We start from the raw sequence: 22,822 nt of genomic DNA on the forward strand, positions 1-22,822 counted from the left end.
GAATGAGATCATGGCCCGCATTGACCAGAGCGACGATTGGCGGGATCGCCACGCGCCGACAATCAGCGCATTCGAATCGCTCGCTGCCGAAGCCTACGGCCATCTGCCGGAGGAATTCCGCGCGCTGACCGGCAACCTGTCAATCGAGGTCGAGGATTTCCCAGATGACGAGATCTTCGATGACATGGCGCTGGAAACGCCCTTCGACCTGCTCGGCCTGTTCGAAGGCCGCGGCATTTCCGAGCGCTTTACGGTAGAGACCGGCGAGATGCCCAACCGCATCCGCCTCTATCGCCGGCCTATCATCGATTACTGGGCCGAGAACGACGAGACGCTGGGCGATATCATCACCCACGTCCTGATCCACGAAATCGGCCACCATTTCGGCCTCAGCGATGACGATATGGAACGCATCGAGGCCAGCGCCGAGGAAGCCACGGATCGCTGACGCCCGCTCTACTGCTCCGAGAGCTTCATCTCTGGATCGTAATCCTTGCCCGGAACATCCTTCACCACGGCCTGGCCGCACTGCATGACGCCGGTTGCGGCGTTGAAGGCATAGGTCGGCGAACCCGATAGCACCCAGCCCTTGGAAAGGGCCGCCGATACCTTGTGACAGAAGGCGGAATCGTCCGGACCGGTGAGGAAGCGATAGAGTTTCATGACGACGTCTTTCGGTCTGCAATGAGATCGGCTTTATGGACCAGTCCCTCCGCCTCGACAAGATGCAGCCGCTCGACCATCTGCCCGTCGAGATCGATGACGTTGAGCCCGGCAGCGGCCGGATCCGCAAACGCCGCAATGATCTTCCGCGCCTGCGCGACAGCGGCCTCATCGGGGCCGAAGTGACGGTTGGCGCCATCGATCTGGGCCGGGTGGATCAGCATCTTGCCGCCAAACCCCATGGCCCGACCTTGGGCGCATTCATCGGCGAATGCGGACAAATCCTTGAAATCGTTGAAAACGCTATCGATCGCGTCGAGCCCGTAGGCGCGCACGGCCAGCACTACCTGCATAAGCCAGGGCACCAGGTAAGTCCGTCCTGGCAGTGCCGGAACGCCGGTTTCCTTGCGCAGATCGTTCAGTCCGACGACGAAGCAATCGAGCCTGGAACCGCCTGTCCGGCCGAATTCGGCAAGGGCGGCAACATTGAGAATGCCCCTTGGCGTCTCGATCATTGCCCAGATGCGCAGCTCCTCCGGCGCGTCGGCATCGGCCAGTCGGTCGCCGACCGCCATGATATCCTGCGGTTCGTCGACCTTGGGCAGCAACACCGCATCCGGCTGTAGCGCCAGTACGAGGTCCAGGTCGGCCTTGCCGAACACGGAATCGAGCCCGTTGATCCGGATGATCAGTTCCTTGCCGGGAGGTTTAGGCCCGGCGAAGAAGGCACGCAGATTGTCCCGCGCTTCTGCTTTACGCTCCGGGGCAACGGAATCTTCCAGATCGAAGATCACCGCATCGCAATCGAGATCGTGGATTTTCTCGAGCGCCCGGCGGTTGATCGCCGGCACGCTGAGGACGGAACGGCGAAGGCGCGCGGAACGGGTGTGCGGAGAACGGCTCATAGACGACTTCTGCCAATCTTTGTCGCAGCAGGCAAGACAACAAAAAGCCACTCTCCTCTTGCATAGCAGCGGGTCTGGGGCCACATTGGCTGCAGAGAAAGGGTCCCAAAGCCATGAAGAATATCCGTTCGCTGTTTCTTGCCCTCACAGGCGTAGCAATCTTTGCAGGCCTGGCCCTACTCACAGTTTCCCTGACGCTGGTCTTTGCTGCCATTCTGACCGTCTTCCTCGCTGTTCGCGTGCTATCGACCCGCGCCAAGCCGGTGCCTGTTCGCGCCACCGCAAATGGCGCAAAGCCGATGCGTATATGGAACGACGGCCGCGGCACAATTATCGATCTCTGATCGCTGACGCTCCCTCGTCCACTCTCGCCATCACCCTCTCGTCATAGCGTGGCGAAATCTTCACGATATTTTTCTTCATTTCCTGCCCAATTTGTTCTATTGGCTGGAAAATTCGTTGATGCGGCGAAATCGTAGGCAGGAATTTCCATGGACAAGTTCGTGAAGCTGACGGGTGTCGCGGCACCTCTCCCGGTCGTCAATGTCGATACCGACATGATCATCCCGAAGGATTATCTGAAGACTATCAAACGCACCGGCCTCGGCGTCGGCCTGTTTGCCGAGGCTCGCTACCGGGATGACGGTACGCCGAATCCGGATTTCGTGCTGAACAAGCCAGCCTATCAGAACGCCAAGATCCTGGTTGCCGGCGACAACTTCGGCTGCGGCTCGTCGCGCGAGCATGCTCCCTGGGCGCTGCTCGATTTCGGTATTCGATGCGTCATTTCCACGAGCTTTGCCGATATCTTCTACAACAACTGCTTCAAGAACGGCATTCTGCCGATCACGGTTTCGCCGGAAGACCTGGAAAAGCTGATGGACGACGCTTCGCGTGGCTCCAATGCTGTCCTGACGGTCGATCTCGAAAACATGGCAATCACCGGTCCTGACGGCGGCTCGATCACCTTCGATCTCGACCCCTTCAAGCGCCATTGCCTGCTGAACGGCCTCGACGACATCGGCCTGACGCTGGAAAAGGGAGCGGCCATCGACCGCTTCGAAAAGTCCAACGCCGTCGCCCATCCCTGGGCCTGATCGTTTAGAAGCAGATATATCCAAGCCGGGCCAGTTGCCCGGCTTTTTTGTGCTTTTTCCGGGCACCACCCGCTCCCTTCACCGGCACCAGAGTGGATCTTTCTGGCACAAGTGGCGGGGACCAGCCGGTGGGCGGCTTAACGGTTTCTTTGCTCGAATCCCTTACCGCTCGCTCCGCTGCGGATAGCTGTGTGTTATCGGGAATAAAAAATGAATAGTTCCAAGAACTTTACCGGCTGGGCACTCGATCGGGCCGAAGCAATCGTTGCCGACCAGGGATTCGACATTATCGAATCGACCTGCGACCACCCTCGGTGGACGAAGGAGCAGAAGGTTGTCCGACTGACCCTGGCGATCATTGAAGCTCTTGTCGATGCTCACAATTTCGGCCGCGAAGACGAGAAACCGAACCGCGGGCTTCATTCCTGAAAACGCCAAAACCATAACAAAGGCAGTGAACAAGCGGCCAGATGGTGATCCCGCCGCATAATCTGGCAAAGCACTCTCACAGCACCCCGCCCATTGAGATAAGCTCATTGCTGTCTATAGCCATCACGTGTATTTTAGCTATGCCTTAAGGCTTTCAAAATAGGGTCGCCGCATCCACGAAAATCCCGGGGCTGGCCATGGACGAGGACGAAATAATTCCACCAGACGTGCTAGCTTCGATGCTGGTGCGGATGTTTGAATTGGCTCCCATCGCAATGGCGATTACCACCAGTGACACACGAACTTCCAGCTATGCGAAGGTCAATGACGCCTATCTTCGGCTGACGGGTCTCAACTGGGACAAGATCCGGGGAAAGAAGCTCATTTCCGAAGGATCGGCGATCGATAGCCCTGCGCGCGACCGTCGTCATCGGTTGCTGGCGGAAGAAGGCAGCTATGTGCTCGAAGAGGTCGATATCGTTCATGTCGACGGCACGACGATACCGACGCTGATCTCGGCCCAGCGCACCGTCGTCAACGGCGTCTCCTTCGATGTCGAAGTCATTGTCGACGTCTCATCGCGCGTCCGGCAGCAACGCGAGATCGAGAACGCCCTGAAGGCGTCGGCCTTGACGGATGCTCTTTCGGGACTTCCGAACAGGGCCAGCTTCGACGCTGTGATCGCCGACCATCTCAACGAAAATAGGCCGACTAGGAATATCCTGGCTCTTGCCTTCATTGATCTGAACGGTTTCAAGGCAGTCAACGACAGGCTGGGCCACGGCGCCGGCGACGAGGTCTTGCGAATTATAGCTGCCCGTTTGCGCGAGCACTCCCGCGCCAACGACTTTATCGCCAGGATCGGCGGCGATGAGTTCGCAATACTGATCGAGGCCGATCTGGCCACCGCATCGACATTACCGCAGACAATCCGCGAAACCATGGAGCGCGTCTTCAAGCCTATCGCCATTGAAGGGCATGTCACCGATACCGGCGCTGCGGTCGGCGTCGCATTTCTCGGCGCCGACGACGATCCCGCCTCCTTCGTCAAGCGGGCAGATGAGTTCATGTACCTTGCCAAGACGACGGAGCAACGCGTTGCGGTCGTCTGCTCCGGTCAGATCCTGACGCCGGTATCACCAATCGCGCGCGCGCGATAAGCGGCACCAACCCCTCGATAATCAATGGCCGCCGGCCGGCGCCCCGCCGGTCAGGTCGATCTTGCGCAGGATCAGCGCCAGCGGAATGACACAGAGTGAAATCACCATCAACGTATGGAAGACGTCGATATAGGCGAGATAACTCGCCTGGTTCTGAACCTGCGTGCTGATCCAGGCTAGCGCCCGCGATTGCGCATCCACCATGCTGGAGCCCCGGTCAACAAAATACTGGGTGACCGACTGCAGCGTGCTGGTATAGCCGGGATCCGAGGGGACCACCCCCTCGATCAGCCGGCTCTGATGGAATTGCTCCCGATGCGCAAGGACATTGGAGGCGATCGATACGCCGATGGAACCACCGGTATTGCGGGCTGCATTGATGAGCGCGGACGCCTGGTCCGTCTGATCTGGTCGCAACCCGTCGTATGAGGCCGATGTGATCGGGATGAAGATCAGTGGCAAACCGAGCCCGAGATACATACGCGACCAGACGAAAAAACCGAAGTTGAGATCGGCGTAGAGCCTCGTCATATACCACATGGCAAAAGCGATGATGCCGCCGCCGATGGCGATCAGGTATCGCGGCTGGACCTTAGTCGCCAGACGGCCGCAGACGAACATCATCATCATCGTAACCACGCCGCCGGGCGACAGGGCAAGCCCGGCCCAGGTGGCGGTATAGCCGAAGTTCTCCTGCAGCACCTGCGGAATGAACTGGGTCGTGGCAATGAGGATGGCGCCGGTCGCCAACATGACGATGAAGCAGGAGCCGAATTGCCGGCTGGCCAGCAGTCCGACGTCGATCACCGGATTTCGCTTTGTCAGCAGCCACGGAATAGCCGCCAGAAGCGCGGTTGCGCAAAGAGACGTGGTGACGACGATGAAGTTCGAATCGAACCAGTCTTCCGTCTGGCCGCGGTCGAGCACCATTTCGAGAGCGCCGAGGAAGGTGGCCACGAGAAGGAAGCCGATAATATCGAAGCGGATACCTTTCTTTCGCATCTCGGCCCGCTCCTTGCGGAGCTTTTCGGGCTCCTTCACCAGCATATAGACCAGGGCGAGAGCCAGCACGCCGACGGGACCGTTGATCAGGAAGCACCAGTGCCAGGAAAAATTATCAGACAGGTATCCCCCCAGCGTCGGGCCAACGACCGGGGCAACAACGACAGCCACGCCGAACAGCGCAAAGGCCTGCCCGCGCTTGGCCGGCGGAAAGGAGTCAGCCAGGATCGACTGCGAAATCGGCACCATGCCGCCTCCTGCAAAACCCTGGATCATGCGGAAGAGCAGCAGCGATTCGAGATTCCACGCCAGTCCGCACAGAATGGAGGAGATTGTAAAGACGGCGAGGCAGGCGAGATAGAAGCGCCGGCGTCCGTAGCGCTTGGCGATAAAGCTGCTGGCCACCAGCACGATGGCATTCGACACCAGATAGGTCGTCACCACCCAGGATGCCTCATCGGAGCTGACCGCAAGGCCGCCCGAGATGTAGCGCAGCGCTACGTTGGCGATCGTCGTGTCCAGCACCTCCATGAAGGTGGCGAGCGACACCACCATCGCAATCAGCCACGGATTGACGACCGGTGAAGACTTCTCAGCCGCTCCGCCGGCGGTAGTAGCGGCGCTCACCGTCAGTGCCTCGGCCGAACGGTGACGACCGGAATGACCGACATTCCGGGGCCGATCGAGACATCCGCCGGCCAGCTGTCGACGAGGATCTTGACCGGTACGCGCTGCGTCACCTTGACGTAGTTTCCGGTGGCGTTTTCAGCCGGCAGCAACGAGAAGGCGGTGCCCGAGCCGGGCTGTACTGAGGCTACCTTGCCTTTGAGCACGTGATCCGGATAGGCATCGATCGTGACATCCACCGGCTGGCCCGGACGCATGTCGGTAAGCTGGGTCTCCTTGAAATTGGCCGTGACCCAGATTTCGTCCGGCACGAACATGGCGACGGCCTGTGCCGCCTGGACATATTGGCCTTTTGAGCCGCTGAGACGGACGACGCGGCCGGGCTGAGCAGCCGAGATCGTCGTATATTTGAGGTTTTGCTCGGCTGTCTCGACCTGAGCCTCGGCCTGATGGAGGTCGGCGACGGCGCTGGCGCGCTGTGCCTCGGATGCGACCTTGTTCTTGACCGCAGAGGTGACGCTTGCCTGCGCCTGGGCAAGGTTGGCCTCGTTCTGGCGCAGGGTCGATGTTGCCTGCTGCTGGGTCTGCTGCGAGCCGGCGCCTGATTTCAGCAGCTGGTCCTGCCGGGTGGCCTCGTCCCTGGCAAATTGCAGGGCTGCCGCTGCCGACGCAAGCTGCGCCTTCTGCTGGTCGATCGATGCCGCGCTGGCGGCAATCTGCGCATCGGCGCTGGCAATCGCAGCATTCGACACGTCGATCTGGCTTTTCGCCTGATCGAGAGCAATCTGGTAGTCTCGCGGGTCGATCTTCAGGATGACATCGCCGGCGTTGACGTGCTGGTTATCGGTGACCGGCACTTCGGAGACATAGCCCGAGACCTTGGCGGCGACTGAAAAGCTGCGCGCGTCTACAAAGGCGTCGTCCGTCGTCTCGTAGGGATGCACGTAGATGAGCCAATAAACGTAGCTGCCGATAGCCAAAAGGATGATGGCGACGATCACCAGCAGCACGATGAACGGATGGCGGCGGAGGACAGAGGGTTTCTTCTCCTCATCCTGCTGCTCTGTGTCGTCTGCGGCCTTCGTGTCTGCGTCGTCCTCGACTGCGTCTTCAGGCCTCGCGGCGCGGCTGGTCGGAGCGTGCGGGTTGTTGTCCAACGTGACATTCCTGAGATTGTGAAGAATGGGCTTCAAACGTCGACGAAATCATTAGGTTCCCAATCGAATCCGCGGACCCGCCTTACTCGGTTTCGAAAAACACGAAGGACCGGTCCGCAGCTTCCAGCAGGGTATCGGCAATTGCGCCGTAGGAAAGCCGCTCCCCTGCCCTGCGGCTGACACCGAGCACGATGAGGTTGTAATCGCCCTTGCGCGCATGGCGAAGGATCGACAGCTCGGGCGCGGCCCCTTCCTGAACGATCTTGCGGACCTTGACCCCGTTGTAGAGAGCGATCTCGTCGATCTTCTTGAACGCGGCCACATGGGCATTGCTGGCGTCACTGACGCGCGGCAGCGAGCGGATCTGCTGCGGTTCGCGGATATAAAGCACCGAAATCTGGCACTCCGTCGCCTTTGCAATGACGAAAGCAAGCTCGGCGGCGCGCGTCGAACGTTCCGTGCCGCTGATCGGCACCAGGATGCGCAAATTCTTGTCGACCGGCAGTTCGCCCCGCGAGGACACGATCGCCGTCGTTCCCCTGAAGGCCGATGTCATGACCGACAGTTGCTCGTGGAAGCCACCGGCAGTATCGACCGTCGGCTCGACTCCGATGAACAACAGGTCGTGGCCCTTCTCCGCACCCTCGCCGAGGATCTTGCGCAGGTTGGCATCCTTGATTTTCGTAGTGATATGGATGTCGGTAGTTTCCGGCTGGTGCGGATCGGTGGTCGTTGCCACCGCGTCGTCGGCCGCAGCCTTGACGCGCTCTGCCCCCTCCTCGGCCCGGGCGACGGCTGCCTTCGGATCGCTATCGCCGGCAGCTTCCGGCTTTGCCGCCGGAGCCTCCTCGCCGATGATGTCGAGCACCGTCACCGGTGTCTTGCGCACCGCAGCGAAATGGCCGGCAATGCGCGCGGCCAGATGGCTGCTCGCGGAAACGTCGATCGCCAGCAGGATCCGTTCAAATTTCTGCAGGAAGCTGCGCTCCTCGAATTCCTCCTGTTTCAGCCGCTCGCGCTCCTCGTCGCGCATCGGCAGACGCGCCAGTGCCCAGCGCAGCGTCGGCGGCATTGCCATGGTCGTCACCACGGCCATGGCGACGATGACCGAGAACAGTCGCTCGTCGAGGACGCCGACGGAGAGACCGATAGTGGCGACGATCACTTCCGTCGAGCCGCGCGCGTTCATGCCGCAGCCGAGCGCCAGCGCTTCGGCATTCGAAAACTTGCCGATCTTGGCGCCGGCAAAGGCACCACCGAACTTGCCGAGGCTGGCAATGACGATCAGTCCGACGGCGAGCATCAGCGTCGAGGGATCGCCGAGCACGCTGAGGTCGGTATGCAGGCCGGTAAGCCCGAAAAACACAGGCATGAACAACGCCGTCGTCAGCGCCCGCAGCTGCTCGTCGATCTGGCGCGTCAGTATCGGCGATTCGCCGACCAGGATACCGGCCACGAAAGCGCCAAGTACCGTGTGGACGCCGATAGCATTGGTGATGATCGCCATGCCGCCCATGATGGCAATGATCGCACTCAGCACAGGCAGGTCGCTGCGGAACCGGTCATTGGTGAAGCGGATGATCTCGAACACCAGTTTTCGGCCGATGGTAAAGCTGAAGGCCATGAAGGCCAGCGTGCCGATGACCGCCTTGGCGAGCGTCGGCAGGTCGACGGCACCCTTTTCCGCCAGGCTGAAGGTCACGGCAATGATCACCCAGCCGACCGTATCGTCAATGATCGCCGAGGCGACGATCAGTTGACCGATGTTCCGGCGCATGAAGTCCATCTCGCGAACGACGGAGGCGACGATCTTTACCGACGAGATCGATAGCGCAGTACCGAGAAACAGCGACGTCACCAGCCGCTTGCTGGCATCCGGGAGGAACTCTGCGGGGATAAGCTGCCCCAGCGCGAAACCGGCGGCAAACGGCACGGCAATACCGGTCAGCGACACGCCGAGGGCTGCCCGCCGCAGCCGCTTGGCGAGCCCGAGATCGGTTTCCATACCGGCCAGCAGCAGCAGGAACAGGATACCGAGCTGCGCCACGGCATCCGTCATACTCTTCTGTTCGGGAGACGTCGGGAAGATATGCGCCTGGGCATCTGGCCAGATCTGGCCGAGGATCGAAGGGCCGAGAATGATGCCACCGATGATCTGCCCCATGATCGATGGCTGGCCGATCCTCACCATGGCCTCGCCGAGCAGGCGGCCGACGACCACGAGGATGACGATCTGGATCAGGAACAGACTTTCCGACGCGCCTCCCTTGGCGCCCTCTTCAGCAAATGCAGTTGCGGGCGCCATGAAGAAGCAGGCCGCTGCCGCTGTCTGTAGAATGCGATTTCGGGAGAGGTCGGATAATCTGGGGAAACGTATCAATAAGAAAGCCTCGCTATGTCTGCCAGCAACGTCGGATGGGACGCCGCGTTCCCTGGCATTAGCCTTGCAGATGGGTCGTATCCAGAAAAATCAACCCGGTAATCTTCCGCTGGCGTTGATGACTGCCGGCGCCGGCCCGCCGACCGGAACCGCGCATCAAAGCCGCAGCCGCGAGAGACACCCTTGCATAGAGGCTGCCCGAAGCCTAAATCGGCGCTTGCACAGACAGGATCGGAGACCAGATGAACCCGCTCGCCAAGCCGCAACGCGAAGGAAAATATCGCGACAGGGATATCGACTGCCAGGAGGCTTTGGAAAAGGCGTTCATGGAAATCGCCGGCGTCCAGTCCAACACGGTGGTCGCCGCTGCCGGCGGCACCATGTCTCCTGCATTGGCGGCCCTGGCGAAAAGCGCCGAGGCCGTCGGCTGGTCGCTTGAAGAGGCAGAAGTCGCCATCAGCGAACTGGCGCAGAACCTGCTGGATGAAGACGCTGCCGGCGCCGGCGAAGAGGAATAAGCAGATGTCCGAAGCGACGCCGTCAGCCTGCCAGGATGGCGTCGGCTTCGTCTGCACTCATCTCGAAGACCGCATTGCCGATCGTGAAGCCGAACCCGTTACGGGCGAACGCCGATAGCTCCTTGGCCTTGCGCTTGTCGTCGGCCTCTCCCCGCCGGTACGGGCCGAAGGCGCGCTTTCTGGCAAAGACCACAGCCGCATAGAGATCGTCGGTATCCTTGAGTGCCGAAGCAGCGACGTCCGTATCCACACCCTTTGCTGAGAGCGTCTGCGCAATGAACCGCTTCGACTTGCCGTTGCGCACGGCAGCATCCGTCTTCTGGCGGGCATAGGCGCCGTCATCCAGCGCCTTCTGTTCATAGGCCAACGCGACTGCCGCAGCGGAAATTGCACGCAGTTGGTCGCCTGTGATGTCTTCGAATTTCGCCTTGGCTTTTTTGACGATAGCTTCGGAAAGCTCTTTTTCCGTCATCATCCGCCGCTCGAGACGGGAGAGCGTTGCATTGCGCGTCCACGCCAGCATCCGGGGCGTTGGGACTGAACCCTGGTCCTCTTCGGGGACTTCCGGTGGACGCGCCCTGGCCTTCGGAAATTCGATCAGAATCGCCGCAGACCCCATTCGCGCTCGAATTCCGCGTCGGCATCGATTTCCTGAACAACAACAGGGGTAGGGCTGCGTTTCTGCTGCACGGGAGCCTCGACCTTGGCAACAGGAGCAGGCGGCGCGATCATCACCAGGTTCTCGGCGAAGACCTTGCCGTTCTTGTCGCCCAATGTGTATTCCAGGGATGTGCCGGGTTCGAGGGGCGGCAACTTGGCTTCCTCGATTTTCCGCAAATGCAGGAAGACATCAGCGCTGCCATCGTCCGGCGTGATAAAACCATAGCCCTTGGTTACGTTGAACCATTTCACCTTGCCCGTGGCCAAATCCGGCTTTCCTCATTCGCTGCAAATCATTTAACCCATAGTGGCACTACGGCCGGCAAAATTCAACGCCATGACCGTTTGAAGCCCCGAGTAACCGCGATTATTGTTACTATCCGGCACAAGAAATACGTCGGTTGCGGGTGCGCGGTCGCCGCTTCGTGACTGGTCCTTCGTCAGAGCTCAACTATAATGCTTCGAATACGGCGGAGATCGCCTGTAGAACCATCGACGAGGAAGAGGAAGCACCGTGAGCAAGAAGCGTCCCGAAGGCATCGAAACCTACGACGCGCCGGCCGGCGGCTGGGGCGCATTACGCGCCGTCGCCAAGACGCTCTCCCAGCAGCAGGTTGTGGCGCAAGGCACGACGACGTTGCTGAAAGCCAATCAGCCCGATGGCTTCGATTGTCCGGGTTGCGCCTGGCCGGACCCGAAACACACCTCCTCGTTCGAATTCTGCGAAAACGGCGCCAAGGCCATCACTTGGGAATCGACGGCAAAGCGCGTCGGTCCCAGCTTCTTTGCCGACAACAGCGTAAGCGATCTCTGGCACTGGACGGACCACAAGCTGGAAGGCGCCGGCCGGCTGACCCATCCGCTGGTCTACGACCGCGACAGCGACCGCTATGTGCCGATTGAATGGGACGAAGCCTACCGCCTGATCGGCGCCGAACTGAACAAGCTGCCTGATCCGCACATGGCCGAATTCTACACCTCGGGCCGCGCCTCGAACGAGGCTGCCTTCCTGTTCCAGCTCTTTGTGCGCGCCTACGGCACCAACAATTTCCCCGACTGCTCGAACATGTGCCATGAGGCGACCAGCGTCGGACTGCCGAAATCGATCGGCGTCGGCAAGGGAACGGTGACGCTGGAGGATTTCGACCACTGCGACGCGATCTTCAGTTTTGGCCACAATCCCGGCACCAACCACCCCCGCATGATGGGAACGCTGCATGAGGCAGCCCGTCGTGGCGTACCGATCATCGTCTTCAATCCGCTGAAGGAGCGGGCGCTGGAGAAATTCGCATCGCCACAAAGCCCGGTAGAGATGGCGACCTTCTCCTCGACGCCGATCGCCTCCGCCTATCACCAGGTCCGCACCGGCGGCGACCTGGCTGCCCTGAAGGGCCTGATGAAATCGATCTTCGAGCGCGATGCCGCAGACCTCGCCGCCGGCGGAACGGGCGTGCTGGATCGCGAATTCATCGAGACCCACACCGTTGGCCTGGAAGCTCTGAAAGCCGATATCGACGCCACCAGCTGGGACACCATCCTCGAGAGCTCCGGCCTGACGCGGGCAGCGCTCGAGAGCGCGGTCGATGTCTACCTCAATGCCAAAAAGGTCATCCTCTGCTACGGCATGGGCATAACCCAGCACGCCAACGGCACCGCCAATGTCCAGCAACTCGCCAACTTCCTGATGCTGCGCGGCAATATCGGCAAGGAGGGCGCCGGCATCTGTCCGCTGCGCGGCCATTCCAACGTCCAGGGCGACCGCACCGTCGGTATTACCGAGATCCCGACCAAGCCGCTGATCGACGGCATCGAGCGTGCCTTCGGCTTCCGCCCGACCATGGACAAGGGGCACAATGCCGTCGAAGCCGTCGAGGCAATCCGCGACGGCAGGTCGAAGGCGCTGATCTGCCTCGGCGGCAACTTGGCCGTCGCCATGCCCGATCCCGATGCCACCTTCGCTGCCATGCGCAAGCTGGATCTGGCGGTCCACATCACCACCAAGCTCAACCGCTCGCATCTGCTCTTGGCAAAGACCTCGATCCTGCTGCCGGTCTTCGGCCGTACCGACCTCGACACCCAGAAATCCGGGCCGCAATCGGTGACCGTCGAGGACTCGATGTCCATGGTGCACGCCTCACGGGGCTTCCTCAATCCACCAAGCGAGCACCTGCGCTCCGAACCCTCCGTCGTTGCCGGCATGGCAAAGGCGACCCTCGGAGATCGCTACGGCATAGACTGGGACGGCATGATCGAGAATTACGACCGCATCCGCGACAAGATTGCGATTGTCTTCCCGGATTTCCACGACTTCAACGCCCGCGTCCGCGTCAAGGGCGGCTTTCGCCTCGACATTCCAGCAAGCTATCGCCAATGGAAGACCGAAAGCGGCAAGGCAACCTTCCTCGTTGCCCCCGGCGTCGATGAGGATCCGCGCCTGTCCAGCGATAGCGTGCTGGTGCTGACGACCCTGCGCAGCCACGACCAGTACAACACCACCATCTACGGCATGAACGACCGCTATCGCGGTGTGTTCGGCAGGCGGGATGTCGTCTTCATGAACAAGGACGACCTTTCCGCACGTGGCCTCACGGAAGGCGACAAGATCGATATTATCGCGGCCCCCTATCCGAACGAAAGCCCGTCGGCCGGCAAGACGGTGCGTGGCTTTACCGTCGTCACCTACGATATCCCCAAGGGCTCGGTGGCCGGCTATTACCCGGAAATGAACAGCGTCATCGCGCTTGGCCATTACGACCGGAAGTCCGGTACTCCGGCCTATAAGGGGGTGCCGGTCGAGGTGCGTCGCGCCGTCTGACCACACGGGCAAGGCTTTCCATCCCGACTGGCCCGCAGCAGGGGACAGTGGGGATGGAAGTCACAAAAAGATCCCCGCAAGGAGAATCGCCGGGAGAGCTTAAAACTGTGATCTGCAGTCCCTATATGAGGAACGTCACAGTTCCGTGCCTCATAGGAGAAGCAATGTCCGCTGCCTCGCGTTTCGCCAAATTCGCTCTTATCGCCGTCGTTTCAGCGGCCAGCGTCTTTGCTACCATCGGTGATGCGGATGCCCGGCGCGCCGGCGGCGGCATGAGCTTCGGAAGCAGAGGCACCCGCACCTATACGGCGCCGCCAGCCACCAGCACGGCCCCGACCACTGCCGCGCCGATCGAGCGCTCGATGACACCCCAGACCTCGCCGCAATTTCAGCCGCAGCCTGGCGTCAACGCGCCCCGCACCGGCGGAATGTTCGGTGGCTTCGGCCGCTCGCTGCTCGGCGGCCTTGCCATCGGCGGCCTGCTCGGCATGTTCCTCGGCCACGGCTTTGGCGGTGCTGCCGGCTTCCTCGGTATGCTTCTGCAGATCGCCATCGTGGGCGGCCTGATTATGCTTGCGATGCGCTTCTTCGCCAATCGCCGGCAGGGTGCAGCCTCACCGTCGGCAGGCAACGCCTATGCCGGCCCGTCGCCAATGACGCCGTCCTTCCGCATTCCGACCTTGGGCGGCTCAGCTTCAGGCTACGGTTCCGGCAACGCCGCGCCGAAGACCTCGGCCAAGCCGAGCGACGAAATCGGCCTGTCGCCAACCGACTACAGCCGCTTCGAGGCCCTGCTGACCAAGATCCAGACCGCCTACGGCGCCGAGGACTATGGCGCCATCCGCGCCCTGACGACGCCTGAAGCGATGTCCTATCTGGCCGAAGAACTTGGCGAAAACGCCACCAACGGCGTCCGCAACACTGTATCGCAGGTGAAATTGCTGCAGGGCGACGTATCCGAAGCATGGCGCGAAAATGGTGTCGACTATGCGACCCTCGCCATGCGCTATTCCAGCATCGACGCCATGGTCGACCGCAACAGCGGCAAGCTCGTCGACGGCGACGACCGCAACCCGAGCGAATCCACCGAACTCTGGACCTTCACCCGCAAACCCGGCACCGAATGGCTCCTCTCCGCCATCCAGGGCACTGAGCCTGCAAGGCACTAAGGCGAACTGCGATCGCGGCCGGGGATCAATCCCGGCCGCATGAGCATCGGCAGAAAATTGCGATAACGTGCAATGGCCTGTGAGTGACACACGCCAATCTCTTTAGTGAGCACATCAGCAAAAAAACTGGAAAATAATGCGAGCTACCGCAGATAGCCGCTAAAGATGGCGGAATCCAAATCAGGAATTGGCGGAGAGGGTGGGATTTGAACCCACGGTGCCCTTGCAGGCACGCCGGATTTCGAGTGCGGTTTTCCGGTCACATTGAAAGCTTTGGGGTAATTCTTCTCCCGATCCAAAGATCCTAATTCGCAAAATCACAATATCTGCAGCTAGCTCTCACAGGCGCCAAGTTATGCGCCGGATGTCTGCCTTTCCAAAGAAGAAAGTTCATCGCTCCACAGCGCTCAGAAGCTCACTGTCATTCCTACCATCGACAACCGTGATATTGTTCGCCTTGAATTGCTCGATAGATTCGCGAAACGCCCTTTGGCGCGGCGAATCGCCGCTAGGCCCTTCCACCGCGAAAACCACCTCCGGCGGCAGGACTTTCTTCAAGCGATTGATCGTGAAAGCCCATTTGTTTCCATGGTCCAGAATGCGTGTCGGTTCGTCTTGACCGAGATATATCGGCTTCAATACCTTCAGCGGCGTATCCTGGACGATTTCCACAAACGGGAACTTTGCGGAGTATATTCCGTCCGAAAACGCCATAGGCTTGAAACTACGGCCAATATCGCGCAGTTTTAAAATCCCTCGGACGTGCTTTTCTAGTAACCCTTCACGATAAACCGAGCCGGCGAAGTTCCGTCTGACATAGTAGTCAAACAATTCATCGAGCTTAGCCTTGGGATTATCAGTCATTGCGAAGCGAACGTCGCTGAATCGGATTACCCCCTCGCGATCCTTAGTCAAAGCGTGAAAAAGATGCTCGGCGTTGTCGTTCAGATCGAACTCGAACCTACTCTGCCCGTTACCCGTATGACCGGCGAGATCCCTGATACGCTTCAACTCAGTGTAATAGCTTTTCAGGACACTGCGAATAGTAACTGCCTCGACGGTGTCGAAGAAGTTTGTCAACCTACCCAGGCGCCTGGTCTCAAGCCTAAAGTCCAGAAAGCTCATGCGCGGCGCGACGATCACGATACCGATGTTGGCGAATTCTTCCGTTTCGACGTGCGGCTGGAAACGGACTATCGCATAGCTCACAGCTTGCTTTTTCATGTTCGTTCCCAAAACGCCGGCACTCTATGTCGCTTCAGTGTGTTTTCGACACGATCGAGCGACAAGTTAATATCGACCGTGCAGGCGTCGTCTACATAGTGCCACCGTTCTGGGATGTCACCAAGGATCTTGGGCAATCCTGTCAAAGCCTTCTCAAACCTTGCATTGTAATGGCCCTGTAGATCCTCCTGGTCGCAAATATCCGACAGAGAACTACGGAAAATATGACTTTCAAGCTGTGAATGAAGCGTTACCTCTTCATCGAAAGCTAGATTATGATCGATGACAACAAGCCGATGAGCTGTCTCTGACCAAAGGAGATTGGGATTGCCGCCAGCATCAGTTAGCGTGCGGTCGCCGTTTTTAACCCACCAGTCGAAGGCCGCGATATCGCGCTTTAGGTCCGTCGGCGCGTGCTGGACGTTGATGAAAGACATCTCCGTCGCATTCTCAATATTCTCCGAGCCGAAGAGCAAGCCAGCTCCCAAGGCACTTAAGGCCCCGTGCCGGCCTGCTTCGTAAAGTTCCTGCGGCACCGTTACTATGCAAAATGGAGGTATCGGCAAACCCAGTTGTCGCGCTAGGTGACCAGCAATCCATTCTTTTACAAGCGAGGCGTAGCCAGCCCCTGTGCCTTTAACAAAGTAGATTTTGCCGTCGGAACCGCGGCAAATATAGGGCTCCGTAGAACCCTGCTCAGAGCGTCTCAGCACTTCGTCGATTTCGATCGGCATCGGTCCCCACGCATACCACTTGTAGCATGCCTTAGATCACACCGTAAATCGAAGTCCAAGAGCGAGGACGTGCCGAGAGTGTGGCCCTAGCCAATTTTAAACTGGCATCGAATATAGCTAAAATCAGCGGATTGGGAGGGAAGCCTTACGGCCCCACGTTCAAAATGGCGGAGAGGGTGGGATTTGAACCCACGGTGCCCTTGCAGGCACGCCGCATTTCGAGTGCGGTACATTCAACCACTCTGCCACCTCTCCGCGGAACCGGTTGACGCTGTGAAGCGCGCCGTCCTCTTACCGATAGAAAGTCCGGATGGCAAGGGTGAAAGTCGAAGCTTTTCACCCTTTTGCCTTGACACAATTTGACCCCTCGCGTATGTGCCCGATCCAATAGGTGCGGAGAAGTCCGCTCCCTTTGCGCTTCCGCGTTCCGCGCAAGCATCACCGGCAGGCCGGTTCGGGCACAAGGCCCGCCTCGCCTGCTCAATGTCGACTGATAAAAAGACGGCCCCCAAAGCGGGAGAGCCGGAACGAACATGAAAGGATAACCAATGTTCGCAGTCATCAAGACCGGCGGTAAGCAGTACCGTGTGGCAGCAAACGACGTGCTGACCATCGAGAAGCTCGACGTCATCGCCGGCGATATCGTAGAATTTAACGAAGTCCTGATGATCGGCGTCGGCGCCGACGCTTCCATCGGCGCGCCCTTCGTTGTCGGCGCAACCGTCAAGGCTGAGGTTGTCGAACACAACCGCGCCCGCAAGGTCATCGCCTTCAAGAAGCGTCGTCGTCAGAATTCCAAGCGTTCGCGCGGTCATCGTCAGCATCACACGGTTGTCCGCATCACCGACATCGTCGCTGCCGTTTAAGATCACGGACAGGTTTAAAGGAGAAATCCCATGGCACATAAAAAAGCAGGCGGTTCGTCGCGCAACGGTCGTGATTCCGAATCCAAGCGTCTCGGCGTGAAGAAGTTCGGCGGCGAAGCTGTGATTGCAGGTAATATCATTCTGCGCCAGCGTGGCACGCAGTGGCATCCGGGCGCCAATGTCGGCCTCGGCAAGGACCACACGATCTTCGCGCTCACTCCCGGTAACGTCGCCTATCGCACCAAGGCCAATGGCCGCGTGTACGTATCCGTGATGCCGAAAGCCGAAGCAGCAGAATAAAGCCGGAAGCGTTTAAGCAGCCGGCGTCTCATCGACCCGGCTGACCGCATCAGGTTCAGTCTTTGAAAACGGGGAGATGGGGCGCCATCTCCCTTTTTTCTTTTCCCACAAGGAGGACTGAACGATGCAAAGCGAACTGTTAAGGGAGGACCAATCGCGGTCGCCCGAAGACCGGTTGAGGCCGGAGAGGTTAAGACCCGATTGCCCCGTCTTGTTATCGGAGCGGCTCGTTCTGCGCGCGCCCCACAAAGACGACATCGAAGCCCTTGCCCATCTCGCCAATAACGCCAATGTCGCCACCATGGTCTCGCGCATGCAGCACCCGTATACGACCCGGGACGCCGCCGATTTTGTGCGCCGCACGACGTCTGGCGAGATTGGCAAGTGCCTCTATGCGATCACCAAAATGGAAAACGGCGCCTTTCTCGGCTGTTGCGGCATAGAACCGGGCCAGGATCCGACGACTGTCGAAATCGGCTACTGGCTGGGCGAGCCCTACTGGAACCAGGGCTTCATGACGGAAGCGGCTCACGCGCTGATAGACATGGTGTTCCGCACGCGGCCTGAGGTCGACCAGATCGATGCCCGCTGCCGGGTCACCAACGTCGCCTCTCGTCGGGTGATCCACAAGTGCGGGTTCCAGTTCCAGGGCGCCGGGCTGGCAGCGTCCCTGGCGCTTGGCAGCACGGTCTCCGTCGAATGGTTCCGGCTGGATCGCCGCACCTGGATGTCGTTGCGCAGCTGGGGGGCACTGAGATGAACGCCGCTGTCCTCTCGCGCCGGTCGCAGCAGATCGCGGCACCCGGCCCGGAACCGGTTATCCGCACCGCCCGGCTGACACTGCGGCCGCATCGCCTTGGCGACGCTGACGCGATTACGGGATCTCTGTCGGATTTCGCGGTCACCCGCATGCTGGCGCGTGTGCCGGTCCCTTACCACCGGCAGGACGCGCTCGACTGGCTGGTGCCGCGAGCCTCCGGTCTGCTCGCGGACTGGGCGCTGGCGATTACCGAGGGCGATGACGATGTCCACATCGGCACGGTCGGCATCGAACTGCGCCACGATCGCTGGCACGTCGGCTACTGGCTGAACCGCTACTACTGGCGGCGCGGGTTCATGGGCGAGGCTGTGGCAGCCGCGCTGGAACGCTTCAGCCGGCGGATGCCAGGCGAAGACATCCATTCCGGTGTTTTCGTCGACAATCCGGCGTCGCTGAAGCTGCAGGAGAAACTCGGCTTCCGCATCACCGGTTGCGCGGAAGTCTTCAGCTTTGCCCGCAGCACCATGGTTCCGCACGTCGAAACCCTGCTGTTGCCGGGCGATCTGCGCACCAGCGCTAGTGCCAGTGCCTGACGCAGACAGAGCCTGACATAGACAAAACCGTCGCCGGTTCGCCGGCGGCGGCTTCTTATAGACCAGACAGCAAGACCCCCGCAGGCGGCTATGCTATAGCTGCTGCAGATGACGATAATCTTTGACCTCCGGCAGAACCGCCTATATCGAAGGCGGCATGACGGGCGCAAACTGACCGAATAGCGAAGAATACGATGAAATTTCTTGACGAAGCAAAAGTCTACATCCGCTCCGGCGACGGCGGTGGCGGCAGCGTCTCATTCCGCCGGGAAAAATTCATCGAGTTCGGCGGCCCCGACGGCGGCGACGGCGGACGCGGTGGCGACGTCTGGGTCGAGGCGGTCAACGGCTTGAATACGCTGATCGATTTTCGTTTCCAGCAGCATTTCAAGGCGCAGATCGGTACCCATGGCATGGGCCGCAACCGCACCGGTGCAAACGGCGAGCACGTCACGCTGAAGGTGCCGGTGGGCACGCAGGTCTTCGAGGAAGACGCCGAGACGATGATCTGCGACCTGACCTTCGAAGGCCAGCGCTTCCGCATCGCCGCCGGCGGTAATGGCGGCTTCGGCAATGCCCATTTCAAATCCTCTACCAACCAGTCGCCGGATTGGGCCAATCCTGGTCTCGAGGGCGAGGAAAAGACCATCTGGCTGCGGCTGAAGCTGATCGCCGATGCAGGCCTCGTCGGCATGCCGAATGCCGGCAAGTCGACCTTCCTCGGCGCAGTTACGCGTGCCCGCCCGAAGATTGCCAATTACCCCTTCACCACGCTGCATCCCAACCTCGGTGTCGCAACCGTCGACGGCACGGAATTCATTCTAGCCGACATTCCGGGCCTGATCGAAGGCGCCCATGAGGGCGTCGGCATCGGCGACCGTTTCCTCGGCCATGTCGAGCGCACCCGCGTGCTGCTGCACCTGGTCTCCGCCCAGGAAGAAAAGGTCGGCAAGGCCTACAAGACAGTCCGCCACGAGCTCGAGGCCTATGATGAGGAGCTGGGCGAAAAGCTGGAAATCGTCGCCCTGTCGCAGGTCGACATTCTCGACGATGCGGAACTGAAGAAGAAAACGAAGGAGCTTGCCCGCGCCTGCGGTCACACGCCGTACCAGATTTCGGCGATCACCGGCAAAGGCATGACGGACCTTTTGCGCGCGCTGCGCGACATCATCGCTATCGGCGAAACCGAAGACAAGCCGATGAAGGCGCTGAAAAACCGCCACCGGGATACGGTCGACCTGGTCGCGGATGAAGCCAACGAAAGCGGGGACGAGGAGCGCGAGGGATGACAGCCCGACAACCGCTCGACCGCTACCGGCGAATCGTCATCAAGATCGGCTCGGCGCTGCTGGTCGACCGCGGCACCGGGTTGAAGAAGGCCTGGCTCGATGCGATCTGCGCCGACATCGCCGCGCTGAAGGCAAAGGGCGTCGATGTCCTTGTCGTCTCCTCGGGAGCCATCGCGCTCGGCCGCTCCGTGCTCGATCTTGCCAGCGGCGCGCTGAAGCTCGAGGAGAGCCAGGCGGCTGCGGCGGTCGGGCAGATTGCGCTCGCCCGCGCCTGGTCGGGAAGCCTTTCCCGTGACGACATCGTTGCCGGCCAGATCCTGCTGACGCTTGGCGACACCGAGGAGCGACGCCGCTATCTCAATGCCCGCGCCACCATCAGCCAGCTCCTGAAACTCGGTGCGGTACCGATCATCAATGAGAACGACACGGTCGCCACCAGCGAAATCCGCTATGGCGACAACGACCGGCTGGCCGCGCGCGTCGCCACCATGACCGGCGCAGACCTGCTGATCCTGTTGTCCGATATCGACGGCCTCTACACCGCCCCGCCTCACCTCGACCCAAATGCCCGGTTCCTCCACACGATTGCTGAAATCACGCCCGAAATCGAGGCGATGGCCGGCGGCGCTGCCTCGGAACTATCACGCGGCGGCATGCGCACCAAGATCGATGCCGGCAAGATCGCCACCGGTGCCGGCTGCGCCATGATCATTGCATCTGGCAAGACTGACCGGCCTCTTTCCGCCATCGACCAAGGTGCCCGCTCCTCCTGGTTTGCGCCCTCTGGCACACCGGTCACAGCGCGCAAGACCTGGATTGCCGGGCAGCTGCAGCCGGCAGGCGAACTGCATGTCGATGCCGGCGCCGTCACCGCGCTCGGTGCAGGCAAGAGCTTGCTGCCTGCTGGCGTGCGCTCCGTGATCGGTCACTTCGGACGCGGCGATACCGTCGCCGTCATCGGTCCCGCCGGCCGCGAGATCGGCCGTGGCCTTGCCGGCTACGATGCCGAAGAGGCACGGCAGATTACCGGCCGCAAGTCGGCGGAGATCGAGGCCATTCTCGGCTATGCCGGCCGCGCCGCCATGGTTCACCGCGACGATCTGGTAATGACGGCGTCGGGAACGCAAGGCACAGCAAGCCGAAAGGACGAGGCGCATGCTTGATCACGTAGCAGCCAGCCCTGATATCGACCGGCTGATGGATGAAATCGGTCGCCGGGCCCGCGCTGCGGCGCGTCCGCTGTCGTTTGCCTCTGCTCAATCGAAAACCCGCGCCCTCAATGCCATGGCGGATGCCATTCTTTCAAAGCGGGACCACATATTGGCTGAGAATGCCAGGGATCTTGGCGACGTGGAAGGCACCGGCATGCTCGCATCGTCGATCGACAGGTTGACGCTGACCGAGGCACGCATCGACGCCATGGCCGACGGCATCCGCACGATTGCCGCACTGGCCGATCCGGTCGGCGAAGTCATTGCCGCCTGGGAACGCCCGAACGGGCTGCAGATCGAGCGCGTCCGCACGCCGCTCGGCGTCATCGGCGTCATCTTCGAAAGCCGCCCCAACGTTACCGCCGATGCTGGTGCACTCTGCCTGAAAGCCGGCAATGTCGCCATTCTGCGCTGCGGCAGCGATTCGCGCCGTTCCTCGCAGGCAATCCATGCCTGCCTCGTCGAGGGATTGAAGGCGGCAGGCTTGCCGGAATACGCGATCCAACTTGTCCCGGTTACCGATCGGGCAGCCGTCGGCGCAATGCTGTCCGGGCTCGATGGAAATATCGACGTCATCGTCCCGCGCGGCGGCAAAAGCCTCGTGGCGCGGGTGCAAAGCGAGGCCCGCGTTCCGGTCTTTGCCCACCTCGAGGGTATCTGCCACATCTACATCGATGCGTCTGCGAAACTGGAAATGGCAAAGCAGATTGTCGTCAACGCCAAGATGCGCCGTACTGGCGTGTGTGGCGCGGCCGAGACGCTGCTTGTCGACCGGGCGGCAGCGGCAACCCACCTCAAGCCGCTCGTCGACGCTCTTGCGGCGGCCGGCTGCGAAGTTCGCGGATCGGCCGACGTGCTTCATGCTATCCCCGCATTGAAGGCTGCCACCGAGGAGGATTGGTCGACGGAGTATCTCGATGCCATTATATCGATTGCTATGGTTGATGGCATCTCGGGCGCTATCGAACATATAGCCCGCTATTCATCCAATCACACCGAGGCTGTCATTGCTGAAGACCCCGAAGTGGTGGGGCGCTTCTTCACGGAGGTGGATTCAGCAATCCTGCTGCACAACGCGTCGACGCAATTTGCCGATGGCGGTGAGTTCGGCATGGGCGCGGAAATCGGCATTGCCACCGGAAAGATGCATGCGCGCGGACCTGTCGGCGTCGAACAACTGACGTCGTTCAAATACCGGGTACGCGGCAGCGGACAGATACGGCCCTGATGTGACAGCAGACAGGATCGACGCCCACTATCTTC

General features: G+C 60.6%; 23 protein-coding genes, 1 tRNA gene and 1 pseudogene. 15 read left to right on the top strand and 10 right to left on the bottom strand.

What is annotated here, in order from left to right:
* The first annotated feature begins 10 nt into the window (after nt 1-10).
* Entirely contained in the window at nt 11-448 is a 438-nt protein-coding gene (locus PR018_RS15270) for a metallopeptidase family protein (protein WP_111222066.1), read from the top strand.
* A gap of 8 nt (nt 449-456) precedes the next feature.
* Here the strand turns inward: PR018_RS15270 and PR018_RS15275 are convergent, their stop codons facing one another.
* Nucleotides 457-663: a DUF1737 domain-containing protein gene (locus tag PR018_RS15275; protein WP_142824563.1), complete on the bottom strand. Its 207-nt coding sequence runs from the start codon at nt 661-663 to the stop codon at nt 457-459.
* Entirely contained in the window at nt 660-1,568 is a 909-nt protein-coding gene (locus PR018_RS15280) for an HpcH/HpaI aldolase/citrate lyase family protein (protein WP_142828763.1), read from the bottom strand. The genes PR018_RS15275 and PR018_RS15280 overlap by 4 nt, the downstream gene beginning before the upstream one ends.
* A gap of 113 nt (nt 1,569-1,681) precedes the next feature.
* Between PR018_RS15280 and PR018_RS15285 the strand changes: the two genes are divergently transcribed.
* From PR018_RS15285 to PR018_RS15300, 4 genes are all read left to right on the top strand, one after another.
* Entirely contained in the window at nt 1,682-1,912 is a 231-nt protein-coding gene (locus PR018_RS15285) for a hypothetical protein (protein ID WP_142828761.1), read from the top strand.
* Between the two features lie 147 nt (nt 1,913-2,059).
* The gene (leuD, locus tag PR018_RS15290; RefSeq protein ID WP_142824560.1) at nt 2,060-2,665 is read left to right on the top strand and encodes a 3-isopropylmalate dehydratase small subunit; all 606 of its coding nucleotides are present in this window, start codon (nt 2,060-2,062) and stop codon (nt 2,663-2,665) included.
* Nucleotides 2,666-2,875: 210 nt separating this feature from the next.
* Entirely contained in the window at nt 2,876-3,094 is a 219-nt protein-coding gene (locus tag PR018_RS15295; protein WP_142824559.1) for a hypothetical protein, read from the top strand.
* A gap of 197 nt (nt 3,095-3,291) precedes the next feature.
* Nucleotides 3,292-4,254, top strand: coding sequence for a GGDEF domain-containing protein (locus PR018_RS15300; protein ID WP_224127856.1), 963 nt, complete (start codon nt 3,292-3,294; stop codon nt 4,252-4,254).
* Between the two features lie 21 nt (nt 4,255-4,275).
* Here the strand turns inward: PR018_RS15300 and PR018_RS15305 are convergent, their stop codons facing one another.
* From PR018_RS15305 to PR018_RS15315, 3 genes are all read right to left on the bottom strand, one after another.
* Complete coding sequence (locus PR018_RS15305; RefSeq protein WP_224127853.1) at nt 4,276-5,883, bottom strand: DHA2 family efflux MFS transporter permease subunit; 1,608 nt, start codon at nt 5,881-5,883, stop codon at nt 4,276-4,278.
* 2 nt (nt 5,884-5,885) lie between these two features.
* Nucleotides 5,886-7,040, bottom strand: a complete 1,155-nt coding sequence (locus PR018_RS15310) for an HlyD family secretion protein (RefSeq protein ID WP_224127850.1) — start codon at nt 7,038-7,040, stop codon at nt 5,886-5,888.
* 82 nt (nt 7,041-7,122) lie between these two features.
* Entirely contained in the window at nt 7,123-9,345 is a 2,223-nt protein-coding gene (locus tag PR018_RS15315; protein WP_142824558.1) for a cation:proton antiporter domain-containing protein, read from the bottom strand.
* Between the two features lie 317 nt (nt 9,346-9,662).
* Between PR018_RS15315 and PR018_RS15320 the strand changes: the two genes are divergently transcribed.
* Nucleotides 9,663-9,938, top strand: coding sequence for a hypothetical protein (locus PR018_RS15320; RefSeq protein WP_142824557.1), 276 nt, complete (start codon nt 9,663-9,665; stop codon nt 9,936-9,938).
* Between the two features lie 22 nt (nt 9,939-9,960).
* On the opposite strand, the gene PR018_RS15325 is transcribed toward PR018_RS15320, so the two are convergent.
* Nucleotides 9,961-10,461 carry a regulatory protein RecX gene (locus tag PR018_RS15325; RefSeq protein ID WP_224127913.1) on the bottom strand — a complete coding sequence of 167 codons (501 nt, stop codon included), beginning with the start codon at nt 10,459-10,461 and terminating at the stop codon, nt 9,961-9,963.
* A gap of 212 nt (nt 10,462-10,673) precedes the next feature.
* Nucleotides 10,674-10,865: pseudogene (locus tag PR018_RS15330) on the bottom strand (cold-shock protein); the annotation flags it as partial.
* A 247-nt stretch (nt 10,866-11,112) separates the two neighbouring features.
* Here PR018_RS15330 and PR018_RS15335 point away from each other — a divergent pair.
* Both PR018_RS15335 and PR018_RS15340 read left to right on the top strand, forming a co-directional pair.
* Nucleotides 11,113-13,413 (top strand): FdhF/YdeP family oxidoreductase, encoded by a 2,301-nt coding sequence (locus tag PR018_RS15335; protein WP_142824554.1) that lies wholly within the window; start codon nt 11,113-11,115, stop codon nt 13,411-13,413.
* Between the two features lie 164 nt (nt 13,414-13,577).
* The gene (locus tag PR018_RS15340; protein WP_142824553.1) at nt 13,578-14,582 is read left to right on the top strand and encodes a Tim44 domain-containing protein; all 1,005 of its coding nucleotides are present in this window, start codon (nt 13,578-13,580) and stop codon (nt 14,580-14,582) included.
* A gap of 390 nt (nt 14,583-14,972) precedes the next feature.
* Here PR018_RS15340 and PR018_RS15345 read toward each other — a convergent pair whose 3' ends face one another.
* From PR018_RS15345 to PR018_RS15355, 3 genes are all read right to left on the bottom strand, one after another.
* The gene (locus PR018_RS15345; RefSeq protein ID WP_142828759.1) at nt 14,973-15,806 is read right to left on the bottom strand and encodes a DUF3037 domain-containing protein; all 834 of its coding nucleotides are present in this window, start codon (nt 15,804-15,806) and stop codon (nt 14,973-14,975) included.
* Nucleotides 15,803-16,540: a HipA family kinase gene (locus PR018_RS15350; RefSeq protein WP_142828757.1), complete on the bottom strand. Its 738-nt coding sequence runs from the start codon at nt 16,538-16,540 to the stop codon at nt 15,803-15,805. The genes PR018_RS15345 and PR018_RS15350 overlap by 4 nt, the downstream gene beginning before the upstream one ends.
* Nucleotides 16,541-16,705: 165 nt before the next feature.
* Nucleotides 16,706-16,795, bottom strand: a tRNA-Ser gene (locus tag PR018_RS15355).
* A gap of 293 nt (nt 16,796-17,088) precedes the next feature.
* Here PR018_RS15355 and rplU point away from each other — a divergent pair.
* From rplU to PR018_RS15390, 7 genes are all read left to right on the top strand, one after another.
* The gene (gene rplU / locus PR018_RS15360; RefSeq protein WP_111222079.1) at nt 17,089-17,406 is read left to right on the top strand and encodes a 50S ribosomal protein L21; all 318 of its coding nucleotides are present in this window, start codon (nt 17,089-17,091) and stop codon (nt 17,404-17,406) included.
* A gap of 30 nt (nt 17,407-17,436) precedes the next feature.
* Nucleotides 17,437-17,706, top strand: a complete 270-nt coding sequence (gene rpmA, locus PR018_RS15365; RefSeq protein WP_142824524.1) for a 50S ribosomal protein L27 — start codon at nt 17,437-17,439, stop codon at nt 17,704-17,706.
* A gap of 124 nt (nt 17,707-17,830) precedes the next feature.
* Nucleotides 17,831-18,466: a GNAT family N-acetyltransferase gene (locus tag PR018_RS15370; protein WP_142824523.1), complete on the top strand. Its 636-nt coding sequence runs from the start codon at nt 17,831-17,833 to the stop codon at nt 18,464-18,466.
* Entirely contained in the window at nt 18,463-19,059 is a 597-nt protein-coding gene (locus PR018_RS15375; protein ID WP_142824522.1) for a GNAT family N-acetyltransferase, read from the top strand. Before PR018_RS15370 ends, PR018_RS15375 begins: the two co-directional genes overlap by 4 nt.
* Before the next feature lie 194 nt (nt 19,060-19,253).
* Complete coding sequence (gene obgE / locus PR018_RS15380; RefSeq protein ID WP_142824521.1) at nt 19,254-20,348, top strand: GTPase ObgE; 1,095 nt, start codon at nt 19,254-19,256, stop codon at nt 20,346-20,348.
* A complete protein-coding gene (gene proB / locus PR018_RS15385) occupies nt 20,345-21,511 on the top strand; it encodes a glutamate 5-kinase (RefSeq protein WP_142824520.1) in 1,167 nt (388 codons plus the stop codon). Before obgE ends, proB begins: the two co-directional genes overlap by 4 nt.
* A complete protein-coding gene (locus PR018_RS15390; RefSeq protein WP_142824519.1) occupies nt 21,504-22,787 on the top strand; it encodes a glutamate-5-semialdehyde dehydrogenase in 1,284 nt (427 codons plus the stop codon). The genes proB and PR018_RS15390 overlap by 8 nt, the downstream gene beginning before the upstream one ends.
* Nucleotides 22,788-22,822: the final 35 nt, after the last annotated feature.

Origin of the sequence: Rhizobium rhododendri (genome assembly GCF_007000325.2) — a bacterium.
Lineage (GTDB): Bacteria > Pseudomonadota > Alphaproteobacteria > Rhizobiales > Rhizobiaceae > Rhizobium > Rhizobium rhododendri.